This window comes from Bacteroidota bacterium, from assembly GCA_016720935.1.
Taxonomy (GTDB): Bacteria; Bacteroidota; Bacteroidia; order AKYH767-A; family 2013-40CM-41-45; genus JADKJP01.
This window is the reverse complement of record JADKJP010000007.1, coordinates 601,014-617,695: the sequence shown is the minus strand read 5'-3', so window position 1 is coordinate 617,695 and position 16,682 is coordinate 601,014. Positions and strand designations below refer to the sequence as shown.

General features: G+C 37.7%; 14 protein-coding genes and 1 pseudogene. All 15 read right to left on the bottom strand.

Annotation, left to right across the window (positions count from 1 at the left end):
* Nucleotides 1-441: 441 nt before the first annotated feature.
* On the bottom strand, nucleotides 442-2,238 hold the full coding sequence (locus tag IPP86_16745; protein ID MBL0140149.1) for an IS91 family transposase: 1,797 nt from the start codon (nucleotides 2,236-2,238) through the stop codon (nucleotides 442-444).
* A 4-nt stretch (nucleotides 2,239-2,242) separates the two neighbouring features.
* Nucleotides 2,243-2,476, bottom strand: a complete 234-nt coding sequence (locus IPP86_16740) for a phage integrase N-terminal SAM-like domain-containing protein (protein MBL0140148.1) — start codon at nucleotides 2,474-2,476, stop codon at nucleotides 2,243-2,245.
* 309 nt (nucleotides 2,477-2,785) lie between these two features.
* The gene (locus IPP86_16735; protein ID MBL0140147.1) at nucleotides 2,786-3,643 is read right to left on the bottom strand and encodes a hypothetical protein; all 858 of its coding nucleotides are present in this window, start codon (nucleotides 3,641-3,643) and stop codon (nucleotides 2,786-2,788) included.
* Between the two features lie 352 nt (nucleotides 3,644-3,995).
* Complete coding sequence (locus IPP86_16730; protein MBL0140146.1) at nucleotides 3,996-4,745, bottom strand: hypothetical protein; 750 nt, start codon at nucleotides 4,743-4,745, stop codon at nucleotides 3,996-3,998.
* On the bottom strand, nucleotides 4,742-5,482 hold the full coding sequence (locus IPP86_16725; GenBank protein ID MBL0140145.1) for a hypothetical protein: 741 nt from the start codon (nucleotides 5,480-5,482) through the stop codon (nucleotides 4,742-4,744). Before IPP86_16725 ends, IPP86_16730 begins: the two co-directional genes overlap by 4 nt.
* Before the next feature lie 56 nt (nucleotides 5,483-5,538).
* Nucleotides 5,539-6,009, bottom strand: a complete 471-nt coding sequence (locus IPP86_16720) for a PepSY-like domain-containing protein (protein MBL0140144.1) — start codon at nucleotides 6,007-6,009, stop codon at nucleotides 5,539-5,541.
* A gap of 77 nt (nucleotides 6,010-6,086) precedes the next feature.
* Complete coding sequence (locus tag IPP86_16715) at nucleotides 6,087-6,479, bottom strand: hypothetical protein (GenBank protein ID MBL0140143.1); 393 nt, start codon at nucleotides 6,477-6,479, stop codon at nucleotides 6,087-6,089.
* Between the two features lie 548 nt (nucleotides 6,480-7,027).
* Complete coding sequence (locus IPP86_16710) at nucleotides 7,028-7,477, bottom strand: DUF2141 domain-containing protein (protein ID MBL0140142.1); 450 nt, start codon at nucleotides 7,475-7,477, stop codon at nucleotides 7,028-7,030.
* A gap of 5 nt (nucleotides 7,478-7,482) precedes the next feature.
* Nucleotides 7,483-10,575 carry an efflux RND transporter permease subunit gene (locus IPP86_16705; GenBank protein MBL0140141.1) on the bottom strand — a complete coding sequence of 1,031 codons (3,093 nt, stop codon included), beginning with the start codon at nucleotides 10,573-10,575 and terminating at the stop codon, nucleotides 7,483-7,485.
* A gap of 12 nt (nucleotides 10,576-10,587) precedes the next feature.
* Complete coding sequence (locus IPP86_16700; GenBank protein MBL0140140.1) at nucleotides 10,588-11,658, bottom strand: efflux RND transporter periplasmic adaptor subunit; 1,071 nt, start codon at nucleotides 11,656-11,658, stop codon at nucleotides 10,588-10,590.
* Between the two features lie 8 nt (nucleotides 11,659-11,666).
* Nucleotides 11,667-13,001, bottom strand: coding sequence for a TolC family protein (locus IPP86_16695; GenBank protein ID MBL0140139.1), 1,335 nt, complete (start codon nucleotides 12,999-13,001; stop codon nucleotides 11,667-11,669).
* 14 nt (nucleotides 13,002-13,015) lie between these two features.
* Nucleotides 13,016-13,405, bottom strand: coding sequence for a hypothetical protein (locus IPP86_16690; protein MBL0140138.1), 390 nt, complete (start codon nucleotides 13,403-13,405; stop codon nucleotides 13,016-13,018).
* Nucleotides 13,402-13,995 (bottom strand): TetR/AcrR family transcriptional regulator, encoded by a 594-nt coding sequence (locus IPP86_16685; GenBank protein ID MBL0140137.1) that lies wholly within the window; start codon nucleotides 13,993-13,995, stop codon nucleotides 13,402-13,404. The genes IPP86_16690 and IPP86_16685 overlap by 4 nt, the downstream gene beginning before the upstream one ends.
* A 543-nt stretch (nucleotides 13,996-14,538) precedes the next feature.
* Nucleotides 14,539-15,162: a hypothetical protein gene (locus IPP86_16680; protein ID MBL0140136.1), complete on the bottom strand. Its 624-nt coding sequence runs from the start codon at nucleotides 15,160-15,162 to the stop codon at nucleotides 14,539-14,541.
* A gap of 321 nt (nucleotides 15,163-15,483) precedes the next feature.
* Nucleotides 15,484-16,674, bottom strand: a pseudogene (locus tag IPP86_16675) (IS91 family transposase).
* Between the last annotated feature and the right edge of the window lie 8 nt (nucleotides 16,675-16,682).

Here is a 16,682-nt window from a genome sequence, read left to right as displayed (position 1 = left end):
AATACTTTAGGTTGGTTTTGTGTCGAATTGCTACAAAAATGTTAACCGAATTTTGTCGGCCGAAAGTTAGTTTGGAAGTATAAAGTCTGGTTGTTTTAGTGTCAGCTTGATGGTTGCACAGTCGTTCTTTAGGCTTGCTTATAACATTTCAGGATTTTATCCGCAATTTAGCAAAATACCTGATTTGAAAGAATGACGTTGGATTAATTGCGGATAGAATCTCGTTGAACGAAACCGCCTGAGTAGCAGCCTTATTCCCTATGTACTTTCAATGTTTCAGATGAAGGGAAAATATGTTAAAATACATTTTATTTTGGGTAAATTAATTAATTATTCGCTTGCATGGGCTTGCTTTAAGCTTTATTTGTTTTGAAAAACACATGGCAAGCCTCTGCGGCCGCGGCCGCAATAGAATAATCATTAATTTGTTCAAAGAACGATTCACCTGATGAGCCCTGGCGGTGAACGGAGACTTTTAAACGTGCGGTGCAACTCCATCGTTCCGTTTTTACAAACAGGACAATGGGATACATCAATCGTATAGGCCAGCAGTAATACGGCTTTCCAGTCAAGTCCCGCGAATTTGGATTTGGGAGGAATTAACCCGGTGGCTTTTTTGCATTGGTGTAGCATCGTCTTTCGGATGCGCGATGCGAAAATTCCATAGTAACGGATTTTGCAAAAGCCTTTCGGAAGTACATGCAGCAGGAAACGACGGATAAATTCTTCTCCGCTTAACTTCATTGTGCCTTTTGCTCCCTGATTTTTGTAGTCTTTCCAACGAAAACTCACCTGTCCATCTTCTACGCTCAGGATCCGGCTATTGTCGATGGCCACGCGATGGGTGTACCGTGCCAGGTAATTCACAATTGCCGCGGAGTTCCTGAACGGTTTTTTCGCATAGACAACCCATGGTTTTTGATATAGGGTGTTGAGCAGTTGCTTAAAACTTTCCTTTTGTTTTAAGGGTTTTATCTCCCCTTCAAATTTCAGCTCACCGGTCTGGTATGCGGCTTTAAGCAGCGAAAGGAATTTACCCTTAAACAATGCAGAGATGACCTTTACCGGAAGAAAAAACTTTTTCCTTGAAGCTTTCCAGGATTGCGCTACTTCACTCCAACCACCGGCGGGAACGAGTGTATGCAGGTGCGGATGCTCCATCAGATTCTGTCCCCAGGTGTGCAGCACGGCCACCATCCCGGTGAGCGCATGCAGATACTTTTGATCCTTTGCCAGGGTGAGCAAACTTTCCGAGGCGGCTTTAAAGAGGATATTGTACACACATTTCTGATTGACCAGACTCAGCCGGTTGAGCTCGGAGGGAAGCGTAAATACAATATGAAAATAGCGTACCGGTAATAGATGTGAACTGAGGCGGTCAACCCATTGGATCTTTTTTAATCCCTGACACCGGGGGCAATGCCTGTTACGACAGGAATTGTAAAACACCCGTGTGTGACCGCAGCTGTTACAGATGTCTACATGACCGCCCAATGCGGCGGTACGACATTGCTGGAGTGCAAACATTGTTTTACGTTGTTGCACCGGCAATTTGTGCGCATGCCTGTACTGCTCTCCAAATAAAGAGAACACTTCTCCGACAGTGGCTGCAGGAACTGGAACAGATTCCATGACCCACAGGATTAAAGCGAAAGAGTATCGAGCGGACTTTTTTACCGCATCCACCGAGTATTGCTGAACATGCAAATAACCACTCGTTGTTTTCAGCGAGCTGTGTCCGAGCAATTGCTGAATGATTGGCAGTGAAACGCCCTGTTCCATCAAGTGCGTGGCAAAACTATGGCGCAGGGTATGAAAGCTGGCCGCCTTTTTTATTCCGGCTTTCTGGAGCGAATGTTTAAAAATCAATTGTGCTGTTCGGTCAGCCATGGCTTTTCCGGGACGCGTTTCAAAAAGCCAGACTCCCGGACGGTAACGGTTCCAATACTCCCGGAGCATCTTCAATGCTAGGGGTGATAAAATTGTATACCGGTCTTTGTCACCTTTTGATTGCACCACACGCACCATCATGCGCGCGGAATCAATATCGCTGAGCTTTAAACTCTTTACCTCATGCAATCGCAATCCGGCCGAGTAGGTGAGCATCAGCACAGCACGGTGTTTTATGTTCTCCGTCACCTGAATAATCCTGCTGACCTCATCTCTCGATAAAATTACCGGCAGTTTTTTCTCCCGTGGCGCACGGGGTAAATCAAGTGGGTCCCACTGCCTTCGCAACACATCACAATATAAAATCTTCAGGGCGCTCACCATCTGGTTCATCCAGGACCTGCTGCATTTTTTCGGCGACCGTCTGATGTAAATACGTCCGGATCTGTTCCACAGAAAGTAAATCCGGCGAGGTGTTAAAATGTTTGCTCAGTTGTAGAAGATGGAAAATGTAAACTTTAATGGTCAGGGGACTGAAGCCCTTCAACTCCATCTGCTGAATCATGTTGTTCCGTAATGTGCTCATGATAGTATGTTTTTAAATTAGACATACTACTAAGTTCGGAACTAAAAAATAATTAAGCGTTTGGAAGACTACCGCCACAGGCGGTTTAGTTCAACGTTTCTGGGGTTTGCGATGGCGGGGAGTTTTAGCACTAAACTTCATTCGGAGAACTGAACTTCCACCTTGCACAAATGTGTCTGCGAAGCACGGAACCCCCGCTATCGCAAACCCCTTGTTAGCGGTGGTTTTTCTTTCTGTCCGAAGCTCGTCAGTCAGAAGTCCGCACAAAAGGTTGTTTGAAAAAGTTACACTCTCCATTTTGTTTGCTGATTAGTTCTTCTTCTTGTTTCTTTTTTCTTGGTCTTTATTTATTTTGTCAAATACGTCTTTGGGAACAACAGCCAATGAGTTTGTTGCACAAGTCCATATGTTATAATATTTCTCGCTGACAACTGAGTAGCTTTCCCAACCAGCAAACTTTGCATACAACATCAAAGTGCAAATGTCCGTTGATGTCATTAAGTTACCCGTTTCTGGTAAATGAGTGTGAATGCCTCCAACAACTTTATTTCCGTCAATTTTTCCGTTTGATGAATACTCTTGAACAATAATGTTTTTATGAAGTTGCTTTTTACTTTTCACTTCATTGTTCTTATCAAATGTTATTAAATAGTCGTTACCAAAAATTACTACTCCGTTTTGTTCAGGTCCAGTTAATACAAAAATCTTTTTGCTGTCGCCTTCAATAAGAGGAATGAGATTTAGATTAGTGTTTTTGTAGGTTTTAAATAAAGTGTCTTTATTGATTAAAGCTAACGCTGTCTTACGAATTGTATAAATGTCGTTCTCAAACGATGTAAACTCTCTTTCGGTGTTGTCCACTTTTGCTGTCTTTACATTGAAAGTGCTGTCAAAGGAAATTATTGCAAGAACTTTTGGAGCTGTTGCGTTTGAAAAAAACAAACACTTCTCAACCTCTCCGTCCGCATATGAAAAGTAGCCACCAATACTTTCTCTCTTGTCGGGAAATTTTGCAAGAAAAACGTCAGTGCCATACCATGAAGCCATTTCTGATTTGTAAAGTTTTTTGCCTTCGTCCACTACAGATTGTTCTTCTTTTGTCTGTTGGCTGTAAACATTAGTTACAAGTAGAAGCGTAATAGTTAAAGTTGTCAAGTGTCGTTTCATTTTATGTCTGTTTAATGTGTTCGTTTAATGCTCTAATGTTTCAAGTTAGCACGGTCGCCCTAAAATCACCGCTAACGGTTTGCAGCTTGCCGAAGGTGGCGATTTTCAGCACAAACTTTCATCGAAGCACTAAAGTTTATATACCCACAAAACTGTCCTACGAAGCACGAAACCGCCACTTTTGGCAAGGTGCTGTTAGCGGTTCGTTGTTTTTTTTCGGTCTTGTTATGTCTGTCCATAGTGCAGTGTCGTTGTGCGTTAGATTGGTAGCTCTTTTGCATTTTTTATTTGGCTTGTGGTGTTGGAAAAAATGCAAATGTGCTACCAAATGCGTTGGCGTTTACTTCCATTGTCAGGCAGTTTTAGTTTCTCTGTTTAGTTTGATAATTGAAATCGTTACAAGAACTACAAGTATCGTAAATAAAATTAAAGATGAACCAATTGTTCCGAAATTTAGTCCGCCCTTTTCATGTGTCTTTGTCAGCAAGTCGCCAAAGGTTGCACCGAATGGTCTTGTGAGAACAAACGCTAACCAAAATAAAATTACATGAGATACTTTAGTGAAGTAGTAAGCCAAAACAATTAGTGCTAATAAACTACCAATGAGAATTGCTCCGCCTGCAAAACCAAGTCCTGAATTGTCTGCAAGAAAATCTCCTAACGCTGTTCCCAAAGTGTTGGAAAATAAAATCGCTGTCCAATAAAACACTTGGCCACGAAGCGATTTAATGTTTGTTACCGACAATGATTTTTCTGTCAACTTCCATGTGATGAGTGTTATTGTCAAAAGTGAAACTAAAATCAAAGAACCTGTTGCGTAACCTAAACCTAAAGTTCTGTCCATGTAGTCCGACATGGTTGTGCCTGCCGTGCTTGTAGAAAGAATTACCGCCCAATAAATAATCGGTTGAAACTTTTTAGTTGAAAGTTGAACCACAAGCGTTGCGAAAAAGAAACCTAAAAGAATTGCTGAACTTATTGCATAACCAACATTCATGGTCATGGAAAGTAAATCTCCTGCGGTTTCGCCTAAAGTGGTTGCACAAATTTTCATTATCCAAAATGAAAGTGTGATTGCTGGTAATATATTCGTTCTATTCATAAGGCAACCTTCCTTCTTTGATTTGTAATAAATAAGGCAATAAATACAATTACTAAAACAATGCTAGTCCAAATATTGCCGAAGTTTAGTCCTGCCGGTTTAGAAATATAGTTACCAATAGTTGCACCAATTGGATGCATTACTACCAATGCAACCCAGTAAAGAATTTCCTTTGAAAAATTTGTGTATTTATTCAATAGTGCAAATACTGATAATATTATTGTAAGCAAAATTGTCCCACCACCCGCTCCTAAAGGAGTGTCATTAGAAAGCAGGTCGCCCGATGTTGTGCCAAAGGTGCTTGAAACTATAATAGCAAACCAATAAAGGAAAAATGTTTTGTTGTTTAACCCACTTTCGACTGTTGATTTTGGAGAAACAAATTTCCAGATAATGAGAGTTAGTGTCAAAATACCCATAACTAAAACAGAACCCCAAACAGTTCCAAGTTTTAATGGTTCAATTGTAATAAAGTCGGCACAGTTTGTTCCTGCTATGTTTCCTAACACAATCAGCAACCAATAAACAGTTGCGTTTTCTCTTCTGCTTAATGCAATGGCTATGATTGAAAAAACATAAATGCTTATTAAAAGAATTGAACCTGTGCTATAACCCAAACCTAGGTTTCTTGAAATCAGGTTTCCAACAATTTCCCCTATTGTTGTTGCCAAAGTCATTAGCGTCCAGTAGAGAATGCCTAGTTTTGGGATATGAATATTTAATTTTTTACTTGTCATTTTGTTTGAAATAAAAAAAAGCAGCACCGCTTTAGCGGTGCTGCTTTACTTGTTACTTAATCTTTGTCTCCTTTTTCTTTCTCCATTTTTGTTTTGCTCAACATTTTACCGTCAGCCGTAAACAGAACATCAAAAGTTTCTTCGCCTTTTTCAATCTCGGCTTCAAAACAGTTTCCGTTTTTTACACTTTCAATTTTGCTTGCTTCGTTGATTTTGAAACCTGCAAAATCTTTGCTTAATACTGATTGAATAGAAGCTGGCAAGGCAGAAATTTTAATTTCTGTTTCTGTTTCTAACCATTTTCCTGTGTTGTCAAAATTGGCAGAAACTTCTTCGCCATTTAGTTTGAAACCTGCTTCATACTCGTTTGCGTTTTCCATTTCCCAACTTATTTTAGTTGCATTTGGAAACTTTGCTTTGAATGCTGAAGTAACGGCAGCAGGAACTTTGTCGGCAGATATTTTTTGAGCACAAACCGCATTACTCATTAGTGCCGCTGTAAGCAGCAGATAAATTACTTTTTTCATTTTTTGAATTTTTTAATTGTTTGAAATAAATGACTAATCGCACAAACGAAGTTTGTGTCGGACAAGAAATAAAACAACTAAACTATTGGGGGGCGGAAGAATTTTGAGATGTAACCCGATGGAAGAAAATTCACCGAAGGAATTGAATGTTTAACTTCAATAGGTTGAAATAATGAAATTGAAAATGCAAAGTAGGTGATGAAAGTAACTTGTGTCTGTCCATGGTGTTGTGGTTGATTTGGAGTGTGTGGCTTTTGTTCGTCTCCGTTTTCATGTTTGTCAAACAGTCCGTCAATGTTTACTAAGTGGTCGGTGATAAAGTCAAGCGGTGTCATGTCCTTATCCTCTGTCGCTTTGCAGTGGCGATACATTTCAGGAATGTCTTGCAGCACTGCAAAGTCACCCAATGGCAAACAGAAAGTTCCGAAGGAGTAAAATGCTAATAGAAATATGTTAACTGCTTTTTTCAATGTTGTCTATGTAACGGCAAAGTTAGAGTTTTTATTGTGAAATAGTCGCTGCGCGGTTGGGCAAAATTAAATGTGGTGTTTTTGTGTCGGCAAGTGCGTTGGCAAAACACCTCTTTTAATTTTGCGAAGGGTCGGCTGTCTTTCATTTTTTCTGTCGATATTTTGATGGTCTGGTCTGTCTTTTTACAATGACCGCTAACGGTTTGCAGCTACCCGAAGGGCGGGACTTTTACCACAAAACTTGATTTGAAAAACTAATGTTTGATTACCCACAAAACTGTCTTTGGAACACGAAACCCCGCCTTTTGGGTAGGTGCTGTTACCAGCTGGCGTTCTGTCTGTCGAGTTACTGTAGTCCATGTCTGTCGTGGCTTCCGCTGTCATTTGTGTCGGCTGTGCGGTTGTGGATTTAAAAAAAAATAGAAGGGGAGATTTTAAAAAATAATTTTTCTTTGGTGGGAGAGGTGGAAGCTCTTTTGCAATTTTTGGACTGTGCGTTGGCTTGTGTGAATTGCAAATGTGCTTACACCTGTGCGATGGCTTACTGACTACATATAAATCACCTTTACACTGATTGTTTTATTTTCTTTTACATCAAAACTGGCTTTTGAAAAGTTCGGTCTGTTTGTTAAACCTATGGATTGAAAATTTGAAAAGCCTATACCTTCTATTGGTAAAATAAAGCCTTTGTCAATTTTACCGTTCTTGTTTTCATCGTGTAAAATGTTAACTGCATATTTTCCTGATGGAATATTTTTAAAAGTTATTGTAGATGAATTATTCACAATTTCTCCTTTTAGAATTTTGTAATAATTCTCATAATCTTCATCAGGAATTGAGCCGTCTTTGTTATATAGTGCAAATTGAACTACTCCCTTTGCATTCCGTAAATTCTTTACCTCTATGGTTAAGGAATAAGTATCTGCATTGGGTTTGGCAAATGAATAAAGTGTAAGTGATAACGCAAATGCGATTAGTATTATGATTGCTGTTTTCATTTCAATTATTTTTTACGATTTATTTTTTCTTTCGCTGTGTCAACTAAATAATAGACCATCGGAACTAAAAAAACGGTCAAAATTAATGAGGAAAGTAGTCCGCCAATAATAACCCAAGCTAATCCGTTTTTCCATTCGGCTGCTGTTCCAGTTGCCATTGCGATAGGGAGCATACCGACAACCATTGAAAGCGTTGTCATTAGAATTGGTCGCATACGACCTTTTCCTGCAATGATTAATGCTTCTTTGAAATGTTTGCCTTCTGCTTTTAATTGATTGGTGAAATCCACAATTAGAATTGCGTTTTTTACTACCAATCCCATTAGCATAATTAAACCAAGTAAGGCGAATAAACTCAAATTGCTTAACGACAAATTCAATGCAAAAAATGCCCCAATTGCTGCTACAGGAATAGAAAACAATACAACAAATGGATAAACAAAACTGTCATAAAGTGCTACCATAATCAGGTAAATCAACAAAAAAGAAATGAGTAAAACTGAACCTAATGCACCGAAGCTATCATTCTGTCTTTTGATGTCGCTACCCCAAGTCATTTGTATTCCGTTTGGCAGCGGATTTTCTTTGAGATAAGCTACTACATCGTCTGCTACCGTTCCTGATGGTCTGCCTAAAGCATCAGAAGTCAATGTAACGGCTGCTTGTCGGTCTTTTCTTTCTAACAAGGACGGAGAATTGTCTTGCTGAACGGTTGCAAATTGAGAAACTTCAAATGGTAATCCCATTGGGTTAATAATGGAAAGTTGTTGAACATCTTCAAAATTCTGTCGACTAAATTCATCCAACCAAATTCTTACGGGATATTCTGTTCCGTTATCGGTAAGTGTGGCATCATCATTTCCTGTAAATGCAGTTCTTAGGTTCAATCCAACATAAGCGGTTGTTAAACCTAATCGTTGCATTTTGTCTTTGTCGGGAATTATTTTGTATTCGGGACTTCCTGCTTCAACGGATAAGCGAACATTATCAGCACCGGGAATTTTTTCAATAATTACTTTTAGGTCATTTCCGCTTTGCATCAACAAATCCAAATTACTTCCGCTCAAAGTGATTTCAATTGGTGCAGAACGAGGTATTAAACCTAAAGCTGCCATTGAATAATTTATACTTGGAAATTTTGTTTTCAAATCCTCACGAAGTTTTTTCATAAATGTTTCTGTCGGCACATTTTTAAGTTCTTTTTTAGATTTTAATTGAATTGTAAATTCTGTTTTGTTTGCAGAACCAACACCCAAACTTCCAATACCTGTGCTTGGTCCGCCAATGTTGCTGAATACGGTTGCTACTTCGGGTTGTTGAATAATGTAGGTTTCAATTTTTTGAGCAATTAAGTTATTTTGCTGAATGGAAGTGGATTTGTCAAACTCTAAAGCCATTCTGAACTTTCCTTGGTCGCCTGTTGAAATTAATTCTTTACCAATAATACCTTGTTTCATAATGCCTAAAGTCATTATAAAAAGTAACAAAACAATTCCTGTAAAAATTAATTTATGGCTCAAAACCCATTCTAATTGTCTGCCATACCAATTGGTGAATTTTTCTAATTGATGTTCAAACCAAAGCAAAAAGCGATTAAAAAAATTAGTTGGTTGTAAATCTTCTTTCTTTCCAATTCTTGAAGCCAACCAAGGTGTAAGTGTAAAACCTACTAATAAACTTGTGAGCGTAGAAGTTACTACGACCACCGAAAACTGCTTGAGCATATCGGCAACAAATACTTGTAAAAATAGAATTGGTAAAAATACCACTACGTCAACCAATGTGATTGACAATGCAGCAAAGCCAATTTCCATACGACCATCCATTGCAGCAGTTCGCTTGTCTTTTCCTTTGTCTAAATGTTTTTGAATATTTTCCAATACTACAACCGCATCATCTACCAAAATCCCAATGATTAAAGACATAGCAAGCAAAGTCATTAAATTGAGTGTGTAACCCAAAAGCCACATTACTGCAAATGCGGTAACTAAAGAAGTCGGAATGGCAACAATTACAATTAATGAGTTTCTAAAACTTCTCAGGAACAAAAGCATTACCAATGAAACCAAAATCACGGCTAAAATCAAATCAAAAACTACAGAATTAACTGCCGCAATTGTATTGTCGGTGCTATCATCTGCAATAATAAATTTTACACCTGAATTTGCATTTTGTTGTTCAATGGATTTAAATTTTGCACGAACTAATTTTGAAACATCAACAGCATTTGCATCACCTTGTTTCTTCAACATTAAACCAATACCGTTTTTCCCATTGTAACGACTGATTGAGGTTGTCTCTTTTATACCATCAATAACATTCGCAATATCTTTTACATAAACAGGACTACCTAAAACAGGCATTGCCACTTGAACGTTTTTAATGTCTTCTAACGATGTAAATTTTCCGGTTAAACGAACTGAATTACTTTCTTTTTCGGTTTGCACTTTTCCAGCAGGTAAGTCTAAGCCCGAACGATTAATTGCTTCAACAACCTGAACCATTGAAATTTTGTAAAGTTTCAGTTTGTCCTGATTTACTTTTACTTGTATTTCTCTTTCTTCTCCTCCTAAAATGGTAATCTCTGCTACTCCTTTTATTTGTTGAATTTGTGGCAGATAATCATCTTTCATTTTTTGATAAAACTCAGTGGCAGACAAATTACTTGTTGCACTGATGGACATTATCGGCAAATCATTTGGCGATACTTTACTCATTACAGGGCTTAAAATGTCCTGTGGTAAATCTTTGCGGATATTGTCAATATAGCGTTGAGCATCTTGCATTGTTTTATCTAAATCCGTTCCGTATTTTAGATTGGCGATAATAATAGAGGCATTCGGCAATGACTTTGTAACCAAGTAATCTACACCCTCCAAATTGGATAAGGCATCTTCTATTTTTCGTGAAACCGATGTTTCTACTTCGTTGGGTTCAGCACCTGGATAAACTGTTTTGATTACAACTACGGGCTGATTAAAGTCGGGCATTAATTCATAGCTCAAATTTTTATAGCCGATAAAACCTAATAAAGTAAATACGCTGAACAGCACTATTATTAGCGAAGGTCGTTTGATTGAAATTTCTGTAATATTCATTTTCCGCTGATTTTATTTAACCGTTACTTTCGCTCCGTCAAAAAGATTTATAAACCCATTTGTTACAATTGCATCACCTGTTTTTAAACCGCTTGACACAACTGATTTGTTCTGTATCTTTTTTGAAATAGTGATGTTTTGCAATACAGCTTTACCATTTTTTATAAGGTAAACTTGTGGTTGATTTTCAGAGCCAACAATAACAGAGGACGAAATAATAATTCCCTTTTCTTGTATGTCGTTTTTCAAATTCACCTTGCCAAACATTCCTGATTTTATTTTTAAATCTGATGTGTTATTTACTGAAAACTGAATAGGAAAGCTACTTCCCATATTTGCTTTACTACCTATCATTGTAGCTTTACCCGCTAATGAAATTTCAGAATAAGCATCTACTGATAGAGAATAGCTTTGATTTAATTTGAATTGTCTTAAATCATTTTCGGGAACATTTACTGTGAATTTTAAATTTGTAATGTCCGTTATTTGAAGTAATGGAACTCCGGGTGCTGCAAATGCCCCTTCTTCACTAAGTTTTGCAGTAACTACTCCATTGAAAGGGGCTTTGATAGTTGTTTTATTTATTTGTTCTACTAAAGTAGCTTTCTGCACTTTCGCGGATTTCAATCCCAATACGGATTTTTCTAATTGGATACCTTGTATGGCATCTGCTTTAGCTAAAATCGTATAACGATTTACATCGGCTTCCAAACCTTCAATTTGCACTTCAATAGTTTGCAGTTGCAGTTGCAATAATGAATTATCCAACTGAATTAATGCTTGCCCTTTATTTACAACACTTCCAACATCAACCAAAACATCATTTATCTTTCCTTGTATTTCAGCACTTATTTTGGTTTCCTTATTGGGCTCAAATGTTCCTGAATAAGAAAAATCAGCATTCACATTTTCAATTTGTAGTGTGTCTGCCTGAACATTAATTGCTTGTTCTTTATCATATTGATAAACTTTGCTCTGTGTAATTTCTTTGTTGCTTTTCAACTTGATTACTACAATTGCAATCAATACCAATGGTATAATAATGTATAATGCCTTCTTTAAGATTGACGTTTTTGTATTCATTGTAATAATTATTTAGTTGTTGAAATATTACCAGTTAGTTTTTTAAGTTCTAAATCTGCTTTCAGATAATCAATTACAGCAGACAGATATGTTTGTTGTGCTTCACGCAAAGCATTGTCCGCAAGCAAAACATCTGTTAAACTTGCTGTTCCTTGTTTCTGTTGAATTATCGTTTGCTCATAAATTGTTTGAGCCAATTGGATTTGTTCTGTTGTTGTTTCTACCGTTTTTTTAGCGACTTCTTTTTGCATTTTTGCATTTTGAACCTGCATATTATTTTGTTCGGTAAGTAATCCAAATTGAAGTTCATTGTTTTGAAGTTCAAATCTTTTCTGATTAATTTTTCGTTGTGTAACCGTTCCATTAAATAGTGGATATGAGAGTTGAATACCTGCAAAGCCAATAGGGTAGAATTTTAAAAAATCATTTGGTTGCTTGTCATATCCAAAACCTGTTGTTCCATACATTCCAATAAGATTTAGCGAAGGTAAAAACCTTGATTTGTTTAACGTGCTTAGTTCACTCGACAATAAGCGGTTTTGAGTTTTTATGATACGAATATCTAAAATTGATGAAGGTGTATATTCATTTGCGTTTTGATATTGAATGTTTGGCTCAATTTGTAGATTTTGTTCGATTGAAACACCAATCGCAAATTTCAACGCATTTAAAACTTGCTCGTATTTACTGCTGATACTTTCTTTTTGTGTTGTTAATTGTCCAACCTGCAATTTCACTTTGCTTACATCTGTTCCTTTGGCAAGCAATTGTTCGTTGAGCAGTTGAATGTTTTTTAGCAGTCTTTCAGCATTTAAAAGGTTGCTGTCAATAAAAGCTAATTGATTATGTAAAATTTGTGCATTGTAATACAGATTGGAGATTTCAAAAAAGATTTGCTCTTCAGTTTTTTTGTATTGTAATTCGGTCAATTCCGATGCTATTTTAGTAGTTTGAATGGCACCGTAAACTTGCGGATTATACAAAGGCATTGACAATTGTAAGTTTGCATTGATGTTGTGCGGAACGCCAAATTGAGCTTCTTTAAACTGACCTTCTGGAGCTGTCGGATTAAATGTTGATAATGGCATTAACTGGTAAGGCAAATTGGTAAAATACTTGTAATCCGCATTGGCTGTTACTTTCGGTATTAAATTGGCTTTGGCTTCTTTCTCTTTTTGCTCACCAATAGAAATATTATTTCTACTCATTTGCAGGTTTTTGTTGTGAACCTGTGCTGTGTCAATACACTGTTGCAGCGACCAGACTTGTGCTTGTGCTGCTTGAAATCCTATTAAAATGAATAGTAGGAATAGTGTTTGTTTGTGAATGTTTACTAACTTCATAAGTCAATTTTTTTTTAATTATTCCTTTTTGTGATAGTGAAATAGGCAAGTGCAGCAAATACCATTGTTACAGAAATTCTAAAAATCATTGCACCGATGGTTTTTGTTTCATAAATACCGCCTGAGTTGATATGATAAAATAAACCAATAAGAGCAGTAATTAAAATTATGGTAGAAACTCCTAAAAGTTTAGCTGTCCATCTTTTAGATGTAACAAAGCCATAAGAGGCAATAAGATAAAGAATACTACTGATAAAATTTGACCAAACAACAAATAAAACGTAGTTGCCTTCTTTTGCTCTGATACCAAATAAATCGAATATCACAGAGGTGCTAAGAAACAAAGTAAGCAGACCAAATCCAGTTAGGATTGTTGCAAATAAGTAGGGAAGTGCTTTTTTCATTTTTCTATCATTTTTAAAAGTCCGTTTAATACATTTTTTCCATCATTTACTAAATTGGATTTGTTACCCGAAAGTTTCCATTTTAAAACCACCATTCGCATACTGCCCATAATAATTGTTGTGATAGGGTCGGCACCTAATAACTTTCCATAAACACCTCCGTTTTGACCTCTTACAATAAGTGCATTGATGTTTTTTTGCATCAGTGCCATCATTACAGAAACCTTTTCACTTAATTCTTTATTAAATTGAAATATTCCTTCTGAAAAAATAACACTAACTATGGCGGGTTTTTGTGCAAAAGTGCTGAGTTGTGATGTAAATATTTTTTTTAAAAGTTCAGAAGGTTGTTTTTCTTTATCAGCTATTATTGTAGCAATCCGCTCGTTCATCTCTAAAATAAAATAGGTTAATAGCCCAAGTAATATCTCGTTTTTACTTTTAAAATGTCGATATAAAGCAGCTTCAGATAAATTTAAATCAGCAGAGAGGTTTTTAATGGTTAATTCCTGTATTCCGAATTTATCAATGCGAAGCGTAGCTGCTTCCATTATTTCTATTTGTCTGTCTGTGAATTTATTGTTTTTCATTTTCAAGTTCCTCTTTATAAATGATTTTCATAAATGTAAGTAAGTGTTCGCTTACAAAGGTAATTGAATTTTATTCACTCCTGCAAATTTTTTAAAAAGAAATTTCAAAATTCTAACGAAAATCATCACGTGCGTTGGGGAATTGGCTCTTTTGGGGTTTGCCTGTGTCGGTTTGTGTGAGGAGGCAAACCCCAAATGTGCCAATATGGGCTGGCATAAAATTATTTTTTAATAGTGCGGTGGAATTTTTTTTTAAACCTTGCGATGGCTTGAGTGTCGGCAAATGGGAGTGGTTTGTGTCAAGTTACAGCGAAATTGGCTACCGAGAAGGTCGCCAGAAAGTTTGTTTGAAAGTCAAAAGTTTGGTCGCTTAGAAGTCAACTCGATATTTGTTGTGTCGGTCTTTACGCTTGCTGGTAACGGTTAGCCTTGCTGCCGAGCACGCCGTCTGTTAAATCGAAGATAGCACTTTCTTTGCTTGGCAGCAAGGCGATGTTATAGGCAGCCAAATTTTTCTATCTAATGTTCATTTGACCTTAGTTATCAAAAATCGCCCGAGGAAACTAAAACCCACTTAGTCCACTCACCTTCGTCTTTTTTGTAAAAGCTTGTCTCTGATTGTCCGCAGTCTAACCCGCACATTGCATTAAACGATATTAGACAAATGGTATTATCTCTAATGTAAATTGGTTTTGTAAATTCGAACACATACGAATAGTTTTGTTTCAGGTCTTTAATTCTAGCCGTATCTTTTTTTAATATAGCTTCATTTAAAGATTGTACCCGTTCTGCATACATTTGTTTTGCCACAGACAACAGGCTGTCTGAGTCAATACGTTTGCAATTAAAGAATAGGTTGTCGTACCATATAGTTTCTTTTCCAAGTTGCGATATTATATGGTTCATTTCACTTTCAGTCAAAGTAATTGAGTTACCTCTTCTTTTGTCGATTATTGTGTCTTTTTTAAAAGCTTCTTGAAGTTTCTCTTGGACATAACTATTTGGGCCAACTGTGTCGACATATACAATTTGTCTCTGTGATGTTATTTGTCTAAAAGCTTTTAGCAAGATCGTTGTGTCGTTTTGATTGAATTGTCCATAAGTCTCACAAACGGATGAAACTTGGATTGATAAGCAAATTAGAAATACTAAATTCAGTTTTCGCATTATCATTACTTTGGTTGCCTATAACATTTCAGGATTTTATCCGCAATTTAGCAAAATACCTGATTTGAAAGAATGACGTTGGATTAATTGCGGATAGAATCTCGTTGAACGAAACCGCCTGAGTAGCAGCCTTATTCCCTATGTACTTTCAATGTTTCAGATGAAGGGAAAATATGTTAAAATACATTTTATTTTGGGTAAATTAATTAATTATTCGCTTGCATGGGCTTGCTTTAAGCTTTATTTGTTTTGAAAAACACATGGCAAGCCTCTGCGGCCGCGGCCGCAATAGAATAATCATTAATTTGTTCAAAGAACGATTCACCTGATGAGCCCTGGCGGTGAACGGAGACTTTTAAACGTGCGGTGCAACTCCATCGTTCCGTTTTTACAAACAGGACAATGGGATACATCAATCGTATAGGCCAGCAGTAATACGGCTTTCCAGTCAAGTCCCGCGAATTTGGATTTGGGAGGAATTAACCCGGTGGCTTTTTTGCATTGGTGTAGCATCGTCTTTCGGATGCGCGATGCGAAAATTCCATAGTAACGGATTTTGCAAAAGCCTTTCGGAAGTACATGCAGCAGGAAACGACGGATAAATTCTTCTCCGCTTAACTTCATTGTGCCTTTTGCTCCCTGATTTTTGTAGTCTTTCCAACGAAAACTCACCTGTCCATCTTCTACGCTCAGGATCCGGCTATTGTCGATGGCCACGCGATGGGTGTACCGTGCCAGGTAATTCACAATTGCCGCGGAGTTCCTGAACGGTTTTTTCGCATAGACAACCCATGGTTTTTGATATAGGGTGTTGAGCAGTTGCTTAAAACTTTCCTTTTGTTTTAAGGGTTTTATCTCCCCCTTCAAATTTCAGCTCACCGGTCTGGTATGCGGCTTTAAGCAGCGAAAGGAATTTACCCTTAAACAATGCAGAGATGACCTTTACCGGAAGAAAAACTTTTTCCTTGAAGCTTTCCAGGATTGCGCTACTTCACTCCAACCACCGGCGGGAACGAGTGTATGCAGGTGCGGATGCTCCATCAGATTCTGTCCCCAGGTGTGCAGCACGGCCACCATCCCGGTGAGCGCATGCAGATACTTTTGATCCTTTGCCAGGGTGAGCAAACTTTCCGAGGCGGCTTTAAAGAGGATATTGTACACACATTTCTGATTGACCAGACTCAGCCGGTTGAGCTCGGAGGGAAGCGTAAATACAATATGAAAATAGCGTACCGGTAATAGATGTGAACTGAGGCGGTCAACCCATTGGATCTTTTTTAATCCCTGACACCGGGGGCAATGCCTGTTACGACAGGAATTGTAAAACACCCGTGTGTGACCGCAGCTGTTACAGATGTCTACATGACCGCCCAATGCGGCGGTACGACATTGCTGGAGTGCAAACATTGTTTTACGTTGTTGCACCGGCAATTTGTGCGCATGCCTGTACTGCTCTCCAAATAAAGAGAACACTTCTCCGACAGTGGCTGCAGGAACTGGAACAGATTCCATGACCCACA